Source organism: Dyadobacter sp. HNCC25DJ184 (genome assembly GCF_056895215.1).
This window is the reverse complement of sequence record NZ_JBXHAQ010000003.1, coordinates 68850-90610: the sequence shown is the minus strand read 5'-3', so window position 1 is coordinate 90610 and position 21761 is coordinate 68850. Positions and strand designations below refer to the sequence as shown.

Annotated in this window: 14 protein-coding genes; 13 read left to right on the top strand and 1 reads right to left on the bottom strand. The window is 41.8% G+C overall.

Translation table 11 applies throughout. The features are described 5' to 3' along the window. Nucleotides 1-7 precede the first annotated feature (7 nt). The 7 genes from AC1XUD_RS05540 (at nucleotide 8) to trmB (ending at nucleotide 9257) form a co-directional block, all read left to right on the top strand. Nucleotides 8-259, top strand: coding sequence for a hypothetical protein (locus AC1XUD_RS05540; protein ID WP_483359971.1), 252 nt, complete (start codon nucleotides 8-10; stop codon nucleotides 257-259). Nucleotides 260-382: 123 nt separating this feature from the next. Further along, the gene (locus tag AC1XUD_RS05535) at nucleotides 383-3439 is read left to right on the top strand and encodes a tetratricopeptide repeat protein (RefSeq protein WP_483359970.1); all 3057 of its coding nucleotides are present in this window, start codon (nucleotides 383-385) and stop codon (nucleotides 3437-3439) included. Nucleotides 3440-3491: 52 nt separating this feature from the next. Beyond that, a complete protein-coding gene (locus AC1XUD_RS05530; RefSeq protein ID WP_483359969.1) occupies nucleotides 3492-5159 on the top strand; it encodes a TonB-dependent receptor in 1668 nt (555 codons plus the stop codon). A 30-nt stretch (nucleotides 5160-5189) separates the two neighbouring features. After that, nucleotides 5190-6239: an HU domain-containing protein gene (locus tag AC1XUD_RS05525; protein ID WP_483359968.1), complete on the top strand. Its 1050-nt coding sequence runs from the start codon at nucleotides 5190-5192 to the stop codon at nucleotides 6237-6239. A gap of 105 nt (nucleotides 6240-6344) precedes the next feature. Next, nucleotides 6345-7274 (top strand): hypothetical protein, encoded by a 930-nt coding sequence (locus AC1XUD_RS05520; protein WP_483359967.1) that lies wholly within the window; start codon nucleotides 6345-6347, stop codon nucleotides 7272-7274. A gap of 5 nt (nucleotides 7275-7279) precedes the next feature. Beyond that, the gene (locus AC1XUD_RS05515) at nucleotides 7280-8581 is read left to right on the top strand and encodes a bifunctional folylpolyglutamate synthase/dihydrofolate synthase (protein ID WP_483359966.1); all 1302 of its coding nucleotides are present in this window, start codon (nucleotides 7280-7282) and stop codon (nucleotides 8579-8581) included. A gap of 16 nt (nucleotides 8582-8597) precedes the next feature. Further along, nucleotides 8598-9257 (top strand): tRNA (guanosine(46)-N7)-methyltransferase TrmB, encoded by a 660-nt coding sequence (gene trmB / locus AC1XUD_RS05510; RefSeq protein WP_483359965.1) that lies wholly within the window; start codon nucleotides 8598-8600, stop codon nucleotides 9255-9257. Nucleotides 9258-9306: 49 nt separating this feature from the next. Here trmB and gap read toward each other — a convergent pair whose 3' ends face one another. After that, nucleotides 9307-10317 carry a type I glyceraldehyde-3-phosphate dehydrogenase gene (gap, locus tag AC1XUD_RS05505; RefSeq protein ID WP_483359964.1) on the bottom strand — a complete coding sequence of 337 codons (1011 nt, stop codon included), beginning with the start codon at nucleotides 10315-10317 and terminating at the stop codon, nucleotides 9307-9309. A gap of 390 nt (nucleotides 10318-10707) precedes the next feature. Between gap and AC1XUD_RS05500 the strand changes: the two genes are divergently transcribed. From AC1XUD_RS05500 to AC1XUD_RS05475, 6 genes are all read left to right on the top strand, one after another. Further along, nucleotides 10708-11523 (top strand): 2,3,4,5-tetrahydropyridine-2,6-dicarboxylate N-succinyltransferase, encoded by an 816-nt coding sequence (locus AC1XUD_RS05500; RefSeq protein WP_483359963.1) that lies wholly within the window; start codon nucleotides 10708-10710, stop codon nucleotides 11521-11523. A gap of 180 nt (nucleotides 11524-11703) precedes the next feature. Further along, the gene (locus AC1XUD_RS05495) at nucleotides 11704-12138 is read left to right on the top strand and encodes a helix-turn-helix transcriptional regulator (RefSeq protein ID WP_483359962.1); all 435 of its coding nucleotides are present in this window, start codon (nucleotides 11704-11706) and stop codon (nucleotides 12136-12138) included. A 562-nt stretch (nucleotides 12139-12700) separates the two neighbouring features. Next, nucleotides 12701-15937 carry a SusC/RagA family TonB-linked outer membrane protein gene (locus tag AC1XUD_RS05490; RefSeq protein ID WP_483359961.1) on the top strand — a complete coding sequence of 1079 codons (3237 nt, stop codon included), beginning with the start codon at nucleotides 12701-12703 and terminating at the stop codon, nucleotides 15935-15937. Nucleotides 15938-15948: 11 nt separating this feature from the next. Further along, nucleotides 15949-17448, top strand: a complete 1500-nt coding sequence (locus AC1XUD_RS05485) for a RagB/SusD family nutrient uptake outer membrane protein (protein WP_483359960.1) — start codon at nucleotides 15949-15951, stop codon at nucleotides 17446-17448. A gap of 226 nt (nucleotides 17449-17674) precedes the next feature. Beyond that, nucleotides 17675-20035, top strand: a complete 2361-nt coding sequence (locus AC1XUD_RS05480; protein WP_483359959.1) for a DUF1549 domain-containing protein — start codon at nucleotides 17675-17677, stop codon at nucleotides 20033-20035. Nucleotides 20036-20190: 155 nt separating this feature from the next. Then, nucleotides 20191-21621, top strand: coding sequence for a DUF1501 domain-containing protein (locus AC1XUD_RS05475; protein WP_483359958.1), 1431 nt, complete (start codon nucleotides 20191-20193; stop codon nucleotides 21619-21621). Nucleotides 21622-21761: the final 140 nt, after the last annotated feature.

The window sequence follows — 21761 nt, the reverse complement described above, 5'->3', positions numbered from 1 at the left end:
GTATTCAATGAGATATATTAAAGATATCGATCATCCGCAGTTCAAGATTGGCTTGTATCAATGGAATAACAAATACATTATTAAAATCGAAATGGGATTGTATGAGCAAACTTACAAAATCGATGATTACGAGATAACCTCTCTGGAGGAAATTGACCGAATCCTGGATGAACCGTTTATAGTATCCGTTGCCGACAAGTTTGTAGCCATGTCCGAGGATTTTATGGGTACATTGCGTCGAAATGAAATAATTTTTTGAATTAGTTAACAAAATCAAGTAACCTTTAAAATATCGTCGTATACTCTTTTAATTTGCTTTTCGTTAGATACGAAAAAAGCTTTTAACTAGTAAGGTACTACAAGGAATGTCTTTTACCATTATATGACTAAACCAATTAAAAAGCCCCAGGACAAGGTTAAAAGACCTTCTTCCAATATTAAAAACGGTGCGTATTCTGTAGGAATAGCCTTTTTTGCAGGATCTGCTCCCTTATTTGCTCAAAGTACTTTAGGCGTCACGGAACCGGAGGCTCATTTCCGCAACGGACTGGAATATTACGAGAAGTCAAACTATGTGGCCGCCCGTCAGGAACTTCAGGTTTTTTTAAATTCCAGGGACAAGTTGTTGGCCACCAATGATTACAACAAGGTTACCGCGGAGTATTATTACGCAGTTTCAGGCCTGTACCTCAATTATCCGGAGGCCGAAATTGAGGTAAACCGTTTTGTAAAGAATCATGCGGAACATCCTAAGGCTCAGCAGATATATGCGGATCTTGGAAACTACTATTACAATGCTGGTGAGTACGAAAAAGCCATTGCTTACCTCGAAAAGGCCGTTCAATCTAGTAATGGTTCTCCCAGACAGCTGGAAACAACCTACCAATTGGCAATGTCCTATTATAATATCAAACAGGTGGACAATGCCCTTCCACTCTTTAATCAGGTAAAAACGGTCGTTGATTTTGAGCATGCTGCTGATGCTTCGTTTTATGCGGGGGTTATCAACTATCAGAAAAATAATTTTGAAGAAGCATATCAGGATTTTCAACGTGTAGAAAATCATCCATACTACAAAGATGAGGCTCCAAACTGGATCATTTCGTCTTTATATCAGTTGAAAAAGTATGATCAGTTGTTGCAGTATGGCGAGAAGTTACTTAGTCAGCAAAGGGGGAATACTAAACTGGATGACGTCGCGCTATATGTAGCAGAAGTATATTATGAGAAAGGTGATTATGCTAAAGCTGTTACGGCTTATGAGCGTTACAAGAAGATGAAACCTGGAGCTGTTCCTCCGGCGGTTGCATTACATTATGGTCACGCACAGTTTCGCACTAACAATTATGAGGGTGCTATTGCAAGCCTAAAGGGGGTTTCAACCGGGAAGGATTCTATTTCGCAGTATTCTTCATATATACTGGGAATCAGCTATTTAAAGACGAATGGTTTAAGTAATGCTTTAATATCTTTCGGGAATGCCTCTAGTCTGGACTTTAATCAGGTAGTAAAGGAAGAGGCCATTTATAACCACGCCAAAGTGCAGCTGGATATGGGTAGTAATGCTGCGGCCGTGAGTGAGTTGAATAGTTTCATGAAAGCATATCCTCAGAGCAAGCATATTGAAGAAGCGACAGAGTTGATAGCTGATGGATATGCTAATGCGAGTAATAGTACGGGCGCCATTCAATACATAGAAGGTCTTCCTAAACGTAATGCTAAAATAAATGGAACATATCAAAGGCTAACCTACAATCAGGGAGTTATTGATTTCAATCAGGAAAGATTTCAACAAGCGATCACAAATTTCGATAAATCACTCAAATTCCCACTTGACGAGCAAGTAGCTATTTCTGCTACCTACTACAAGGCAGAGTCAACGATGGGGCTTAAGAAAGTGGACGAGGCCGCTAGTCAATACCTGGCTATTTCGAAAAACAGCAAATCAGGTATTTATGGCAGAAAGAGTTTGTATGCATTGGGATATATCTATTACAATCAAAAGAAGTATAGCCAAGCCTTGCCTTATTTCAAGCAATTTGTTGGAAACACGGATGGGATTGAAGGGGATATGATTGAAGATGCATATACTCGGCTGGGTGACTGCTACCTTGCCGCTAAAAATTACGATGAAGCTGTTCGCACGTATGAGCAGGTTTCCATTAAGGGAAAAGCGGATAAGGATTATGCATTGTTCCAGAAAGGACGCGCATATGTTTATATGAACCGGGAGGAAGAGGCGCGAAAACAATTTGAGTTATTATTGAGGCAATATCCCAACTCCAAATACCTGGACGACGCGTATTTCCAAATGGCAGATATTGATTTCCAGAAGCAAAGTTACTCGGCCGCTGTAAAAGGCTTTACAAGAATGATCAACGAATCGCCTAAAAGCGCGTTGATACCTGCGGCTTTGCTGAGAAGGGCACAGTCATATTACAACTTGCAGGTACATGAGCAAGCGATCGTCGATTTCCGCAAGCTGTTGACAGAATATCCTGATTCGCCTTCGGCGAGCAGTGCCCTGGAAGGTATCCAGGAAAGTTATTCAGCAGTTGGACGTCCTGAAGAGTTCAACCAGGTGTTGAGCGTCGTTCGGAAGAACAACCCGGCGAATGACAAATTAGAGGAAGTTGAGTTTGACAATGTGCGCAACCTGTTTTATGCAGAAAAGTATCAGAATGCGATCACCTCCCTCAACGAATTTATCAGCGCGTATCCACATAGTTCCCATCAGTATGATGCAGTATATTTTATTGGAGCGTCATACGACAAGCTGGGTAATGTCAACGAAGCTTTGGCCAATTACCGAAAAGTGGTCAGTGCCAACAGATCCAGCTTTGTGGCTGCGGCGGCCCAACGTTCCGCCGAGCTCGAAATCGGGCGTGGCAATTATAACAATGCGGTTTCCAATTTCAGGATTCTCCTCAGAAATTCGGACAATCCTAAGGACAAGGTAGCTGCTTGGACAGGCTTGATGGATAACTATTATACCCTCAAAAGCTATGATTCGACACTTTACTATGCGAAAGAGGTAATCAACGCGGGCAGTATCATTCCGGAGAGTTTGGGCAAGGCGAAGCTGTATCAAGGGAAGGTTCCTTATGAGCGTGGAGATTTGACGAAGGCGGGTGAGGAGTTTAAAAAGATTGCAGCAACTTCTAAAGATGAATATGGAGCAGAAGCGAGCTACTGGTCTGCTATGGTTCTTTATAAAAATAAGAAGTATAAAGAGGCTGAAACAGCCATTATAGAAGCTGCGAAAGGCTTCGAGGGATATGATTACTGGCGTGTAAGATCCTTTATTTTATTGTCTGATGTATATCTCGGCATGAAGGAAATCGGTCAGGCGAAAGCCACTTTAAACTCAATTATTGAGAATTCGGACGATAAGGAGGCAGTGGAACTGGCTAAAACGAAACTAAGTCAGATAAAGTAATTTGAAGATGAGGTCAGCTGATAAAAGTAATTCGAAAATTAATTTGAAAAATATGAATTTACGCCTGGTTCGCACTGGTGTTATATTAAGTCTTTTAGGTTTCTCTGCAGAGTATACCTTCGCGCAAAAAGGAGAGATTGAAAGCCAGACATATGAAATTGTAAAAGAAAAGAGTATTGAATTTGCTCCGGCTAATAAGGTATTCGATAAAGTTCAGCCGGTTAAAGGAGACGACAAAAAGAAGAAAGTAGCGTACGATATAGTAGATCCTAATCTCGATATTGCTTCTCCCAAATTGACACCAGCAGTAACCGTATCTTCCGATGAAAAGGAACGCCAGGGAGCGGCGGACGCACTTAATAATTACATCAAGCTAGGTGCTGGAAACTATGGTCGCTTTTTAGGTGAGATGTTTGTAGGCGGTAAAAGATCTTCGGACTTGGTTTTCACCGGGGAGGTTAAGCATCTTTCTGCCGCGAATGGACCTGTTGATAATAAGAATTCAGCCAATGCGAATACAAGCCTGCGTGTTGGAGGTAAGTACATTCAGAAAGGGTATAAAGTAGACGCTTCCTTAAACTACGATCGAAAAGGATATTATTTCTATGGTTATAAGCCGCAACCAGAGAGCTACGTTGTCAATAGGGATAGCTTAAAACAGGTCGTTAATCAATATGGCCTTAGCCTGGGATTTGAAAATACAGATCCGTCAGTGGCCATTGATTATTCGGTTAGAACCAGCCTCAATTCTTTACGGGATCATTATAGTGCGTCGGAATTGGATTGGGGAACTCAACTAAATGCAGCTATTCCAATCAACGAGAATTTCTTTGCATTGTTAGACGTAGATGCCTTTGTTTCTCAAAGGGTTGACCATTTTACCTATAACCGTAATTTGTTCAGAGTAAAGCCGACTTTTAAATATGTGACAGATCAGTTGTCAGTGACTGCCGGGTTGAACGCTGTTAATGAGACAGATAATCAGCTGAATATAAATAGAACACGAGCTTTTCCAGTTGTGAGTATTGACTTTTCGCCGGCATATGGGATTCACGTTTTCGCTGGATATAACGGGGATATAATCAGAAATACTCTGAAAAGTATGCTGGATGAAAATCAATGGCTAGGGCCGAACGTAATCGTTGCCAATACCGAGAAGACCTACGATATTCAAGGTGGGATAAAAGGTGAAACGGATCTGGGAATCAGTTTTGAGGGGAAAGTCTCTTTGGCTCAGTATAAAAACTTTTACAATTTCAACAATTCGCTGGTAGATACTTCAAAGTTTTCGATCATATATGACCCCGCGAAAACAAAGGTTTTAACGATTTCGGCGCAAGCAGGATACAGCCTTAATGATTTGTTCAAGACATCATTGAAGGTTAACTTTTTTGACTACTCAATGGGATCGACGGAATACGCGTGGCATCGACCTGACTTGAAAATTAACTGGTTTAATGCGTTGACGATTAGCAAGAAACTATTTTTCACTGCGGACTTTTATATGTTAAAAGGCATTAAGGCAAAGAATTTTCAGAGCGGTGTAGTTACAAAACTTCCCGTTATTGCTGACCTGAATCTAAAGATGGATTATCTGTTAACCAAGAACTTTTCTGCCTTTGTGGCCATCAATAATGTGCTGGGAAAAGAATATCAACGATATCAATATTACCCGCAGCAAGGCTTGAACTTTATTGGAGGATTGTCCTTTTCTTTTTAACTTCGCTTCTAGTAATCAAAATCATTCTGAATGATACCTGTTGAAAGTGTAATACAAAAGTTGGTAAATGAATTTGAATTCGTGGTAATTCCGGGATTCGGTGCGCTACTCTCGCGCCAGGTGCCTGCATTCTATGACGACAATTCGGGCAGCTTCGCACCACCTTCAAAGCGATTGGCTTTTAATGAGTACGTAAAGTTGGATGATGGCCTGCTGGCTAACTACATATCGAGACACGAGAAAGTAAGTCATACAGATGCGCTGACCTATATCAATTCTTACACAGGTACATTGCGGGAAAATCTGGATAAGAGTGGTGTGGCGAGAATCGAAGGCATTGGTTCGTTTGTAAGTAATGCCGAAGGGAAACTGGTTTTTGAACCAGGCTCTGAAAATTACTTTAAAGACGATTGGTATGGGTTTCATAAGATCGATGTGAACCCAGTTGAGCCTCGCACTTTAATTAAACCAGCTTTAACGACCGAAGACACTGAAGTTGTTTACCTTGATTCTGAAGAAGAGAATGAAGTGGCAGTGAAAAGGCATTGGGGCAGATGGGCCGCAGCAGCAATGATATCAGGACTTTTGGTTTATTTTAGCTTTTTTCTGGTTACCGGAAATGCAGAAAATAAGAGTAATCTGAATCCATTTTCGTACTTCCATAGCAGCAAAAAGCAGGAGTTGGTTCCTGTTAAAGTTGATGCCCCCAAAGTAGAGGCACCTGCAGTGGTTGTTGAGGAAAAAACGATACAACCAGATTCTTTGTCATTAACAGATGCTGAAACAAAGCCAGTGGAAGTTGCCATCCCGGTGGTTGAATTGGCGAAAACATCTAATATCAGCGAAAAGAGGTATTTTTTAATTGCAGGTGCATTCAAAGGAACCAGACAAGCCGGAGTGCTCTTAGAAGAAATGAAAGCCAAAGGATATCCAAACGCAATTTTGATTCCGGCGGACGAGTTTAGCAACAAGGTTAAAGTTGCCGTTGAAGGCTTTAACGAAGAGGGAGAGGCATATGCTGCTTCAAGTAAGTTAAAGGCGGTTATAGGAGAAAAAGGGTGGGTCTACCACAAGAAATAATATCGAAGTGAAATTGCGGAAAGGGCTCACGTAGCCCTTTCCGCTTTTATAATAAAGGGCATAATTTTACGTTCCAGTCAAAACATCATTAAAGTAGATATTGATATGTTAGCAATGCAAGCGGAAGACCGGCAAAGAATAGCGGTATCCTGGACTCTCTCATTTGGGATTACAGCTTCGCTGCTGGTGTTGTTTTTCTTTATTCGGCTCACCTCTTCGGTTCCAAAAATAGAGCCGATGGAGCTCTTTGTTGAAGTTAACTATGGTACAAGTAAAGTCGGCAAAGGAGATATTCAGACTTTCAATAAGCCGAGCGACTCAAAAGTACGTGAGAATATGCGTGCTGATGCGGAGGAAGTGAAAAAGGTAAAATCGGTTGCAACACCAAAACCAACGCCACCGACACCTCCAAAAATAGAGTCTACCAAGCCTACAAAAACAGTTGCAGAGAAGCCCACGATCACTTCAAAGGTAGAAAGTCCGGTAGAAGCTCCTGAAAAGACAGAAGTGAAGAAATCGGCGGGAAGTGCAACATCCTCAGCTCCAGTTGTCACTAAACCAGCACCTGAAAAAGCGGTGAATAAAGATGCTTTATTTACGAAGTCATCAGGTAGCAAGAGTGGAAGTAACGGAACGAATGGAACGAAGTCAGGAGTTGGCGGAAACAACAACGGTGATGACGCGGAAGGCGTAGGTGATAAAGGTGCGAAAAACGGAAGCTTGTTTGCCAAGACTTATAAAGGAGAAGGCGGCGGCGGCGGTACGTCAGTTGGTCTTGATCTTTCAGGATGGACATGGACGCAGCGCCCGGTTGTGAATGACAATTCAGATGCTACGGGTGATATCACCTTTAAAATAACGGTGGACAGAAACGGTCGCGTAAAAAGTGTGGTGACTTTCAATACTACTGTCACTGATTATGCTGTGGTGAATCAGTACAAAAATGCGGTTAGATCGCTGACTTTTAAGTCCAGCTCTTCGAATGTACCTGACGAATCGGTTGGCAAGATTACTTTTAAAATACGTTCACGCTAAGGTTCATGGATTACAAGGAAGCGGTAGATTATCTTTTCAGCAGATTACCGGTATTTCAAAATATAGGGGCCCGGGCTTTTAAGCCGGGCCTTCATACTACAGAGGAGTTATGTAAATCGCTTGGAGACCCGCAAAACAAATATCCAACGGTGCATGTTGGGGGCACAAATGGTAAAGGAAGTACCTCCCATATGCTAGCCGCCATATTACAGAAGGCAGGATATAAGGTGGGACTCTACACGTCACCCCATCTCAAATCATTTACAGAAAGGATAAGAATAAACGGGGAAAGTATCAGCGAAGGGTTTGTAGCGCAATTTATCGATGATAATAAATCTAACATTGATAAATTTTCGCCTTCCTTTTTTGAGGTAACTGTGGCTATGGCTTTTAGTTATTTTGCTGATAATAAGATAGATATAGCAGTTATTGAGGTGGGAATGGGTGGCAGACTTGATTCGACAAATATTATCACTCCGATATTATCAATCATAACAAATGTAAGTTACGATCACATACAGTTTCTGGGAGATACACTGCCTAAAATAGCCACGGAGAAAGCTGGAATTATCAAAAACGGAGTACCAGTGGTTGTAAGTGAATATCAGAACTGGGAAGTTTCTGCAATTTTTGAAGAAGCTGCGAGGCTTAACAATACCAATGTAACGTATGGGTCAGAAATTTACAGTGTTAGAAGTTCCGAGCTCAGGGATGGTTTGTTGAATTTGCAGATTGAAGAAAATGCTGCTGGCAAAGGGGAAGAAATAGAGCTGCGTTTAGACCTCACCGGTTCTTATCAGGAGCATAATATCAAAGGAGTTCTTGCGGCAGTATCTCATCTTCGTTCAGCTGGCTATAGTATTGGAAACGAGGAACTTGTTGAAGGATTATCGGCGGTGAGCTCGATTACTGGCCTAAAAGGAAGGTGGCAGATTTTAGGTGAAAAACCTTTTATTGTTGGTGATACTGCCCATAATGAAGCTGGACTTCAATCTACAATAGATCAATTCTGTTCCGTACCGGCCAGCACTTTGCGATTTGTGATCGGTTTTGTAGCAGATAAGGATATTTCAATGGTTCTAAAATTATTTCCAAAGAATGCGGTTTATTATTTCTGTCAGCCAGGGAATTTAAGAGCGTTAGAAAGTGATAAACTGCGCGAGGAAGCAGCGATATATGGTTTAGCTGGGAATACTTATACAGATGTGAATGAGGCGCTTGCAGCGGCAAAAATGGATAGTAAACCAACAGATTCTATCTATGTGGGTGGGAGCACGTTTGTTGTTGCGGATTTAAATGAGTTGTAGTTTTTATATATAGGTAATGCCAAGGAGAAAATTAATGCATTATGAATATTGTCAGCAGGCTGACAATGTCATTGAGTTAGGAAAGCCACTTTATGATAAGTTGAAGGGAAAGTGGAATGAAGCTTACTTTAAAAATGAAAACCCTATTGTAGTGGAGTTGGCGTGTGGCAAGGGTGAATACACAATTGGATTGGGAAAGCTGTTTCCGGATCGGAATTTCATTGGAATGGATATCAAGGGTGATCGTATAGCACGCGGAAGTGCTGCTGCAATCGAATCCGGCTTGCAGAATGTGTGTTTTTTACGGGCAGGAATCCAGTATTCTGATGAGTTTTTTGATGATGGTGAGCTTGATGAGATTTGGCTCATTCATCCCGATCCTCAGGTGCGGGAAAGGGACGAGGTGAAAAGGCTCACAAATCCTTCGTTTTTGACCACTTACGCAGGGTATTTGAAACCCAAAGGACTTTTCTGTTTGAAAACGGACAGCTCGTTTCTATATGAATATACATTGGAAATGCTGAGCGAGGGTGATGATTTTAAGATCCTTGAATTTACAAATGATCTGTATCATTCAGAGTTGCTGGAGCATCACCATGGCGTCAGGACGCACTATGAAAAGATATTTGTAGAAAAAGGATATACGATCAAGTACATTATGTGTGAGAAGAAATAAAAAATGGTCCGCAAGCGCGGACCATTTTTCTTAACGGACCAAATGGAAATTACTTGATCAATTTGGCGAAGTAATGTACTGTGCGAACCAATTGAGATACGTAAGACATTTCATTGTCATACCAGCTCACAGTTCTAACCAACTGCGTATTTCCTACTTTCTGAACTCTTGTTTGAGTTGCATCGAATAGTGAACCATAGTTGATTCCAATGATGTCGCTGCTCACGATTTCGTCTTCAGTGTAACCGAAGCTTTCGTTTGAAGCAGCTTTCATAGCAGCATTGATCTCTTCAACTGTTGTTTCTTTTCCAAGAACAGCAGTCAATTCAGTTAATGAACCAGTCAAAGTGGGTACACGCTGAGCAGATCCATCCAGTTTACCTTTCAATGAAGGAAGAACAAGACCAATTGCTTTTGCAGCACCAGTACTGTTAGGTACGATATTTTGAGCCGCTGCACGCGCTCTTCTCAAATCACCTTTCGGATGTGGTGCATCCTGAGTGTTTTGATCGTTAGTATAAGCGTGAATGGTAGTCATCAAACCGTTTACGATCTCAAATTGGTTTTCCAAAACTTGAGCCATAGGAGCAAGACAGTTAGTTGTACAAGATGCGCAACTGATTATAGTCTCAGATCCGTCGAGGATGCTGTGGTTTACATTGAAAACAACAGTTTTAAGATCTCCGGTTGCAGGAGCAGAGATTACTACTTTTTTAGCACCTGCTGTAATGTGCGCAGCTGCTGACTCTTTGCTAGTGAAGAATCCGGTACATTCAAGTACAACATCCACATCGTGGGAACCCCAAGGGATTTGAGATGGATCACGTTGTGCGTAAATGTTGATTTCTTCACCGTTAACGATGATTGATTTATCAGTAGCCTTCACATCTGCGTCGAAACGACCTTGTGCAGTATCATATTTAAGGAGATGAGCAAGTACCTTAGGGCTTGTTAGATCGTTAATCGCAACGATATCTATCCCTTCCATGTTGTAGATTTGGCGATAAACCAAGCGTCCAATACGACCAAATCCGTTGATAGCAACTTTTACTTTTGACATATAAATAATAGGATTATGTTTTCCGATGGCAATATTAAGAAAAATCCGCGAGTTAAGCAGGATATAAGCAAAAACAAAGCCGCTATTTAGGCGTACTAACTTATTTAGCAAATAGCTTTAGTTACTAATTTTAATAGTATTTTATAGATTTACTAATAAAATTAGCATTGCACTTCTGTTATTATTGTATGATTGAACTCACTTATTCAGTTATTCTTCCTTTTGTATTTTCGCCTCTATATATGATCTTTGTATGTGTAACAACGATGTGTCTGTTTCGGTTTTCTTTATATGTTAAAATGCATATGTATTAATATTTCATTTTGTATAAATTTGTAAGTAGCTGATTAAGAGTCGTTTAAATTTAGTTTATTAAATAAATAGTTTAACATGGAATTTGTTCAACAGATTGAAGAAATCTGGTCTAACCGAGAGCTTTTAAAAAATCCTGCCTCGATTGATCTCATTAAAAGTATTGTAGAAGAAGTTGACAAAGGACGCCTGAGGGTTGCTACACCTTTGGCAGACGGAAGTTGGGAAGTTAATGAAGCACTAAAAAAAGCGATCATTCTTTATTTCCCAATCCAACAAATGGAAGTTAGTGAAGTCGGCATCTTTGAGTACCATGATAAGATGAAACTAAAGACAGGGTATGCAGAACTAGGTGTAAGAGTTGTGCCACCCGCTGTTGCTCGTTATGGCGCATATATATCCAAAGGTGTAATCCTTATGCCTTCATATGTAAATATAGGTGCATATATTGATGAAGGGACGATGGTTGATACCTGGGCGACGGTTGGAAGCTGTGCGCAAATTGGAAAAAATGTTCATTTAAGCGGAGGTGTAGGGATAGGAGGGGTGCTGGAACCTGTTCAGGCTTCGCCCGTAATTATTGAAGATGGAGCATTCATTGGATCTCGGTGTATAGTAGTTGAAGGTGCACGCGTAGGCGCAAGAGCAGTATTAGGGGCAGGAGTAACGATCACGGGAAGTTCAAAAATCATTGACGTAACAGGTGAAACACCAGTAGAATACAAAGGATATGTCCCTGCAGATTCTGTTGTAATCCCCGGAACGCTTCCAAAAGAGTTTGCTGCGGGTACTTATCATGTTCCTTGCGCACTAATAATTGGCAAACGTAAACCAAGCACCGATCTAAAAACCTCTCTAAACGACGCATTAAGGGATAATCAGGTGGCTGTATAAAATTTATTTACAATACTAAATAATCAAACCGGAAGACGTATAAAATCGTTTCTTCCGGTTTTTTTGTTGTTTATTATTCTGCACTAGACTATTTATTTTTATATATTAAGTTGATTTAGTTTTGTATTTTTAGTCTTGACTAAATTATTTATATTTGTAAATCAATTTAGCTTCATACTGATGGATTTAACAGACAAAATTAAACAGATACAAATTGCAAAGAAACTGTCTCCTTCGATCTTCGCTGACGAAATCGGTGTTCAAAGAGCTAGTATTTCACATATTTTAGCCGGAAGAAACAAGCCCAGCCTTGATATCGTCCAGAAAATTGTCAAACGTTTCCCGGATTTAGGGTTGAAATGGATTTTGGATGACGAAAATTTACCTGCCATGGAGATCGAGTCAAATAACTATAAATCAGACGATTATAATACGAAAATACTACCAAAAGAGGCTGTTCCATCGCCGCGAGAATTACATAAAGAAGCAACACAGGATACTACATCAGTACACACAAGTGTCAGCGCGAATAATTCCGACGAAAAACCGGAAAGAAGGGTTGAGCGCGTGATGCTATTCTATTCCGACGGAACATTTCAAGAATTGAAACCGTAAAAAGCACCACCTCCCCCAAACTCCAAAACGAAAAAGCTCTCCTGATATAAAGAGGAGCTTTTTCGTTTTAAAATTTCATATGTTTTGCAAATGTGCGAATTGATTCGAAATTTTTTCCTAGTTCACTACATTTCAATAACATCTATGATTACTACCCGCCACTACGAATTATATTAATAGAATATTGATATTTTTTCTTCAATACAGGATACAGCAGGATTGTACCGCGCTCCATTCTGGCTAGCTTGCCATTAGTATAATATATTGCATGAAATTTATAACTTTTCGTAGACTCTCATTTTTGAGTAGTATCATGCCTAACTACTACTGTGAACAAACTTCACGTCAAACCTAGTCGATATTTTAGTCAGATTCCCTGGCTCACAGATTTCTCTAAAAAATCTAAATAAGATTAATTCTGATTATTAACCTTCCACTTAAACGTCGCTATATGATTAAACTCCTTTTTAGTTTTTAAACCGAACCCCTATGGTCGGAACCATTTGATATGGTGTCCGCCAAAATTTTGCATTCATTTTTCTCATCTCAAAATCCCTGACGAATGTTTAAATTTCAACTCAATCAGACTGGCAACGGTATTAAACCCAGAGGCAGCACATTTCTTTGTGCATTCCTAAGTGGCGGAATACTTTTGTCCCCGCTAGCGCATGCTACTAACAATTCAACTCACTTTGCCCAAAAAGAAACAAACATTGCCGATCAAGTTCTGAAAGGAAAAGTTGGCGATGATGCAGGCGCCGGACTACCTGGTGTTAGCGTAATTCTTAAAGGCACGAATAACGGAACCGTTACGGACGAAAATGGAAACTATTCAATTAGTGTACCGGACAATGGAACCCGTGTTTTGGTTTTTTCTTTTGTTGGATATTTAAGTAAAGAAGTAACACTTGGAAAACAGTCGATCTTGGATGTTACCCTGGCTGCCGACACCAAGGCCCTTGAGGAAGTAGTCGTTGTCGGATATGGTACCCAGAAAAGGAAGGACGTTACTTCGGCGGTATCGGTTATCAACATGGACGATATTGGCGAAGTGCCAAAATCCAATGTGACTAGAATGTTGCAAGGTCAGGCCCCCGGCGTTGTGATCAAACAAAAAAGTGGAACACCCGGCCAGCAATTTGATATTAAAATTCGTGGTATCAGTTCACTAGGCGCCGGTAGCGATCCTCTTTACGTTATAGACGGATTTCCTGTGGGACAATCCGTAGGACAAAACCTAAACCCCAATGATATTGAAACCATAACCATTCTGAAGGATGCTGCTTCCACTGCGATCTATGGAGCCAGAGGTTCGAATGGTGTGGTGCTGATTACCACCAAATCAGGAAAAGAAGGAAAGGTAAATCTCAGTGTTTCACTAGATTATGGTATCCAAAATGTACCTGATACGAGAAAAACCCATGTGCTAAACGGGCCGGATTTTGCTCAGTTTAAAAGAGAGGTATTTATTGGTCGGTACAAATTGGCCAATGGTAAACTGCCCGCTGAAACTGATATCCCAATAGACTTCCGAAATCCGGCGGATACAAAGTACTCCACCAATTGGTTTGACCTGATCCAAAATAACAATGCACCTTATATGGATGCTAATGTTCAACTCATGTCTGGAAAAGGGCCGATCAAGTCCATGGTATCTTTGGGTTACTACAAAGAAGACGGTGCTCTGCAGTATACAGGTTATAACCGCGCTTCCTTAAGAACCAACATTTCGGGAGATGTAAATAAATTTATAAAAATCGGTGTGAATATGGCTGGTAGTTACTCCAAATCATCACTTGCCAGTACTGATGGTCGAAATGCATTAGTCGGACTGACACTTATCAGTGATCCGCGATATCCGGCTTATAACGAAAAAGGAGAGTTGATCCCATATTACAACGGCGTAGGCGATATTTTCGGATTTCCAAATCCGCTTTATGTGTTGAAAAACTCTCCGCGTACTCGTAATATCGCAGACATACTTGCAAATGGATATATTGAACTTACTTTGGCTAAAGGACTTAAATTCAGGTCTTCACTCAATGCAAAGATCAACTACAATCAGTACAAAGAGTATATACCGTCCACAATAGGTTTGACCATTGCCACCGGTAGTAATGGAGCGCCTCCAAGAATTGCAACCGAAAGAGACGACTCCGAGGAATTGAGAAACTATGCTGCGGATCAGTTACTTACGTACAATACTAACTTTGGAGAAAATCACCATTTGGATGCGTTATTGGGTTTCACAGCTCAGCAGGAAACGGTAAAAGGTTTGTATGGTTCAGGTAACACATTCCCGGACGACTTGGCACCCTATCTTGGAAATGCAACAATTCGGTCTTCCAATTCAATCGAAAGAAAATGGACGATGATGGCCTATATGGCTCGTGTCAACTACGCCTTCAAAGATAAATATCTTCTTTCTGCGAGTGTTAGAAGAGAGGGAAGTTCGAGGTTCAGCGAGGGTCATCAATATGGTACTTTTCCAGCTGCGTCAGTGGGATGGAGAATTTCAGAAGAAGGATTTATGCCAAAAACCAATTGGCTGAGCGACCTTAAATTCCGAGCCAGTTGGGGTATGACTGGAAACAACAGCTACAACGTAAGCGCAAATAACAACTTCGGAATAGGCCAAAATGCTGGAGATGATGGCAATTACGCCAGCTTGGCGTTTCTTGGGTTGAACAACTATGTGTTCAACAATACGCTCGTTCCCGGAAAAACAGTAACACGTTTCGCCAACTCGGAACTGACATGGGAAAAGTCGAATCAATTGGATGTTGGTTTTGACCTTTCAATGATTAACAACTCATTGGTCTTCACATTTGAATACTACAAGAAAATTACCAATGACATGTTGCTTCCTTACAATATCCCCGCGGTTTCAGGATTTACATCTACTTTGAAGAATCTCGGTAAAGTACAAAATCAAGGTTTTGAACTTGCGGCTAATTATCGTGTCAAATTGGGTGGGGTTAACTTCCATACCAACGCAAACATCACGATCAACAGAAGCAAAATTCTAGCTATTCGTGGCGCGAACGATTTCATCCTCCAAGGAAGTCAATATGGTGGATACAATATTCAACAGGTTGGCAGTCCGATTGGGATGATTTTCGGATACCGGAAGTTGGGTATCTTCAATACACAGGCTGAAATCGATGCAGCGCCAAAACAGGATGGAGCTATACCTGGTGCCATGAAATTTGCTGATTTGCACGGAGCTCCTGACGGCGGACCAGACGGAATCGTATCTTATGATACTAAAGACATGACTACGATCGGAAATCCAAACCCGAAATTTACCTGGGCATGGAACGTTGGAGCGGACTACAAACGCTTCGATATCAGTCTTTTATTCATGGGTGCTTACAAATTCGATATCTACAGAAATATTGAAGCTTCGACTATGAATATGGATGGTGTATTCAATGTACTCGAAAAAGCAAAAGATCGCTGGAAATCACCGGAAGATCCTGGATCCAACCCTAATGCGAAAAATTCCCAGGGTGGGACCGACTACTTCAAGTGGTCTCGCGAAAGTAGCGAACGTTACGTATATGATGGAACACATACCTGGCTTAAGAACATAACCATCGGTTATAATTTGCCAAAAATGAAAGGCGTTCTTTCAGATGCCAGAATATTCGTAAACGCTGCCAACCTTTTCATATGGACCAAATATCCTGGTAGTAATCCGGAAGCCGGTGTTCGCGGCGGAACAGAATTGAATAATGACGACGAGTCATATCCAATTCCTAGAACGTACTCAGCTGGTCTCAGAATCAACTTCTAAAACTAATTCAGATGAAAAATATTAAGGCCATTGGAATAATAACACTTTGCATGCTGCAGTTTTCTTGCAGCGACTTTCTTGATCAAACGGACCCCACAAAAGTAGGCGTCGACGTTTTCTATAAGAATGAGACGCAGGTCAAGCAGGCTCTGAACGGCGTTTATAGCCAGGTTCAGGCCATGAACAATACTGCATATTTGTTTGGAGAATTTCAGACCGACAACACGACCATCGACCTAAACCCCTCAGACAGAGGAGGTGCTGGTGGATGGGAAGCTTTCGAATTCTCTACAGTCAACTCAGGGAATGGTGAGATTGCCAATCTCTGGAACGGCTATTACGCCGCGTTGTACAACAATAATCTTACATTGGAAAAGCTCGCAACCGCAGAAATCAGCGAGACAGGTAAGAAAGAAGTTGAAGGGCAGCTCAAATTTTTAAGGGCATATATCTACTTCAACCTTGTAAACTATTTCGGCGATGTTGTGATTGTGACTTCAACTCTTAGCACCCCCGACCCCGCTTTCGATTTGGTTCGATCTCCGCAAGCCGAAGTCTGGGCTCAAATCGAGGCTGATCTCAAAAGTGCAGCAGACCTATTACCTGCTGCATATGCCAACGCAGCAGACAAAGGTCGTGCGACAAAAGGCGCTGCTTTGAGCCTTTTGGGCAAAACTTATTTGATCAACAAGAAGTACAGCGATGCCGTAACTACTCTTAAACAAGTTACAACGCTGGGATACTCGCTTGCACCGAACTACGCTGACAACTTTGATCCAAACAAAAAGAACGGCGTTGAATCAATTTTCGAGATTCAATATCAGGGAGATAATGACCTTGGCGAACAAAGTAACTTTGAATATGTGTTTGCACCAAGGGTTTCCAAAGGGGCCGTAACAGGTTATGCTGCCGGAAGTAACGGTGGTCGGAACGTTCCAACAAACGATATTATGTCAATATATGAAACCGGGGATGTTCGAAAGGAACTTTCGTTGAAGCCTGGCTTCACGTTGGATTCCAAATTCTATCCGGTGCCTTATGTATTTAAATACAATTACCCACATACCATCGTAAACAGAACAAACACAAACTGGCCTATTCTACGTTATGCTGATGTGTTGCTCATGCTAGCGGAAGCTACAAACGAGGTATCAGGACCAACTGGTGATCCCCTGGACTATTTGAATCAGGTTAGAAAACGTGCAGGACTTACTGAGCTGACAGGCTTGGACAAGGCTGCCTTTAAGGTTGCGGTTCTAAAGGAGAGACGACTTGAGCTAGCTTTTGAAAACCAGAGATGGATAGACCTCAAAAGAACCATGACTCCTACTGAATGGGCGACCTTCATGAATGCCCATGGTGGAAGAGAAAGAGCAAATCCGACTGTAGCGAGAGGTGGTGTACCTTTCAATTCAACGGATTATGTGTACTCGGATTATGAATATTATCTTCCCATTCCGGCGCCGCAGATCTTGATTAATCCAAAGCTGACTCAGAACGCGGGGTATTAATCTGGTAGTCAATTTATTGAGAGAACTATTCACCTGGATAGTTCTCTCATTTTTATAGCATATTCTATATCCCACAACGTTATATAATATGATGCACCTACTTCCATGACAGTACAGGATGGCGAACTAGTTCAATGGAAGTATAATTGCATCGGACATATTTTGCATTGTTCTTCTTAAATTTTGTATTTTATTACTAGACCCAATCACCAAATTAAACTGAACTGTGTTAGTACAAACGACTGAAACTTTTTGGCTTTGGCAATTTCTTGGCCGGCTTCACCCATTATTAGTACATTTTCCCGTCGGTTTGCTTTGTGTAGCGTTATTGCTCGAAATCATCGATTGGAAGAATAAATCAGAAAAGCTTAAATACGCTGTAAGTTTATTGGTATGGATCGGTGCCGGAAGCGCGGTCTTATCGGTGGCCTTCGGGTTGCTGCTTGCAAGTTCGGGAGAGTACGGTGGCGACAGTCTGGAAATCCACCGCTGGGCTGGTATAGCGACTATGGCTTTCTCGCTATTCGCTGCATGGGCTATAAAAACCAACAAGATTGCCGTCTTCCGATCGTTGCTTTTTGTTACCGTTTTTGGCGTAACGCTAGCGGGTCATTACGGAGCCTTGCTTACGCACGGAGATGACTATATATCCAGTGTCATTCCTTCGTTTAGTTCAGAACCAGTAGCTGAAAACTCAGAAGACTCCAATTTCCAGTTTGTCAGCAACACAGCCACTTTGACCCCCGAACAAGTTCAGGATCTGAATATTGAGGTTAGAACTATATTAGCACATAATTGTTACAGCTGTCATGGAGAGGCCAAACTCAAAGGCGGCCTTCGGTTGGATAGCAAAGCGAGTATCATGAAAGGTGGTGAAGATGGAGTAGTGGTGATCCCTGGCGACCCCGGCAAAAGTGAGTTGATCAGACGGATCACCTTGCCGGCTGGACACAAAGAAGCCATGCCAACCAAAGGAAAAAGACTAACCGCAAATGAAGTAAAAATCCTTTCATATTGGATTGAAAAAGGTGCGCCTTGGCCCGACAAGGAAAAAAGTATATACCGTGTGGCCGAACTTGCGCCTCGTACTCCTATACTTCCGGCTGCTAGCGGAGACGTCGTTCAGCCAATAGATCGGTTCGTGAATGTTTACTTTCAAAAAAATAAAATTGAATGGAAACCTGCGGTAAATGACAAAATCTATATCCGTAGGATATACCTTGATTTGATCGGATTACTTCCGCCACCTGAGAAGATTGAGGCTTTTGTAGCAGACAATGATCCTCAGAAAAGAGAGAAACTGGCAACGGAACTATTGTCTAGAAATAGCGAGTATGCCCAGCATTGGATGTCATTTTGGAATGATGCACTGAGAAACGACTACTCAGGGACGGGCTACATCACTGGCGGAAGGTTTGACATTACAAAATGGCTTTACACTTCTCTGGAGACCAATAAACCTTATAATTGGTTTGTAAAGGAACTCATCAGCCCTACCAAAGAATCGTCCGGATTTATAAAAGGAATAAAATGGAGGGGGACGATCAACTCCAGCCAAAGAACCGAAATGCAAGCCGCTCAAAACGTTTCACAGGTTCTGCTAGGATTAAATTTAAAATGTGCGTCCTGCCATGACAGCTTTATCAGTGACTGGAAATTGGCTGATTCATATGCGTTCGCCAACATCTTCGCTGACACATTGCTGGAAATTAACCGTTGTGATAAACCCACCGGAAAAATTGCGGGAACCCGGATACTCTTTCCTGAATTGGGAGAGATCGCAGTGAATGCAAGTACCGAAAAAAGGCTCCGTCAGCTGGCAGATCTGCTGGTTCAACCAAAAGATGGAAGACTATACCGTACACTGGTAAACCGAGTATGGGCGCAACTTTTCGGACGTGGTATCATAGAACCCGTTGACATGATGGACAATATGCCCTGGAGCCAGGATTTGATAGATTGGCTGGCGTCTGACTTTGAGAAAAACGGTTATGATATCAAAAAGCTGATATTCCAGATTGTAACTTCCAAAACTTATCAGCTGCCGTCGAGTTCTGTGAAAGAACCTGGAGACATTATGGCTAATAATTACAAGTTTACGGGGATGTTGAGAAAAAGACTTTCGGCGGAGCAATTCACGGATGCCATCAGTTTTGCCTTTGCTCCGATGTACGCAGATTCGGCGCTGGTAAAAAAACTCCTGCCGGAAAACACGAGAAGTGGAATGCCATTTGTGCGTGCAGCCTTTGTGAAAAACGATCCATTCCTTACCGCCCTTGGCAGACCTAATCGTGAAACCGTTACAACGAGCAGAACATCGCAGGCGAATCTGCTCCAGGCTCTCGAACTAACGAACGGAAACAAATTCACTGAGACTATTAAACGTGGGGCAAAAGAATGGAGGCTAAAATATCCAACTTCCGACTCAATCGTCACGCAACTTTATAAGAATGCATATGGGCGGGCACCGCTTGAAAAAGAGTTAGCGTCAGCAAAGAAAATATTGGGACCAAGGCCAACCGAGGAAGGAATTGAAGACTTGTTATGGGCGATGGCTTTGGTACCGGAGTTTCAACTAATATATTAAAAGGAGAATACGAACTATATGATTAGGCCTTTTAGCTATATATTAACCTATAAATACGAATTGAACTAATAAAAAATATTAAACTTATAATACTTTTTATTAGTAAAGAAATTAAAGTGTTATAAATAATTCATAATCAGTTATTTAAAAACAACATGAAATACAACAATTGGAATAGGCGAGAGTTTTTAAGGAGTGCAAGCGCAGCGACGTTGGGTGCGTTGGCAGCTGGAGCACCTTTCTCCAGCCTTCTTACCAGCTGTCGGGGAAAAGCAGGTGCTAATTCGTCCGCAGATACTGTAATTCTTTTATGGATGGCCGGAGGGATGGCTCACACCGAAACTTTTGACCCAAAAAAATATACGCCCTTTGAAAAAAACATGGAGGGTAACCGCGTTTTGAGTACGTTCAAATCTGTTCCTACGGTGCTTGATGGAATCCATTTTTCGGACGGACTCCAGTCAATTGGAAGTGTGATGGACAAGGGAACTTTAATACGCTCGTATGTCGCGGCTGACATGGGCCATATCCTGCATTCCCGCCATCAATACCATTGGCACACCTGCTATGAGCCCCCACAGTCGGTCGCTGCACCGCATATTGGTTCGTGGATCGCAAAGGAGTTAGGTCCTAAAAATCCGGTAATCCCGGCCTTTATTGATATTGGTCAAAGATTTTCTGTAGGGGAGGCCGAAGAACTAAAAGCATTTCACACTGCTGGTTTTTTAGGGAATGAGTTTGGGCCGTTCTTTATTCCGGATCCAAGCCAGGGTCTTGAAAGTGTTCGGCCCCCTGTAGGTATGGACGCGAAGCGATTTGAACGAAGAAACCAATTATACAATGAGCTGATCAATAACAGTCCGGTGGGAGAGTTTGGCAGCGATTACCAGCGGGAATCTTTGAAGAGATCAATGGAGCAGGCATATGCCCTACTAAATTCTCCGGAGTCAAAAGCTTTCGATTTGAGTACTGAACCTAAAAAGAGTTATGACATATATAACACAGGCCGATTTGGTTTGGGCTGTTTGCTGGCTCGCAGGCTCACCGAGCAAGGAGCCAGATTTATCAGCGTAACAACAGAGTACGAACCATTCAAGGGATGGGACACGCATGAAAACGGCCATACCCGCCTTCAGGAAATGAAAAAACAAATCGACGGGCCGATCGCTCAGCTGATTAAAGATTTGGATAAAACAGGACATCTTGACAGAACGATGATCGTTTTGGCAAGCGAGTTTAGCAGGGATATGATGGTAGAAGGAAGGCCAGATGCCAAAGTGCTTGAGCAAGTCCAGCAGCCTGATATTCTTTCAGAAGAGAAATTCTACGGAATGCACCGTCACTTTACCGACGGATGTTCCATGCTCATGTTTGGAGGCGGAATCAAAAAAGGATTCGCATATGGAAAAACTGCTGACGAGAGACCTTGCAAAACAATCGAAAATCCCGTAAAAATTGACCAGATCCATCAAACAATATACCATGCCTTGGGAATCCCACCAGAAACCCAGTATGAAATAGAAAAGCGTCCGTTTTACACAACACCCGATGGAAAAGGGCAGGTAGTGAAAGAGCTCCTGGTATAATGTATCCATCCATGATGAAAAGCCATTCGAACACTCGGATGGCTTTTTCTTTGCTAAAACGTTTATTATTGCATTATGGATTCCTCAACGTTACCGTAGATAATATAACGGTTACCAGATTAAATATTCCTTAATACCAG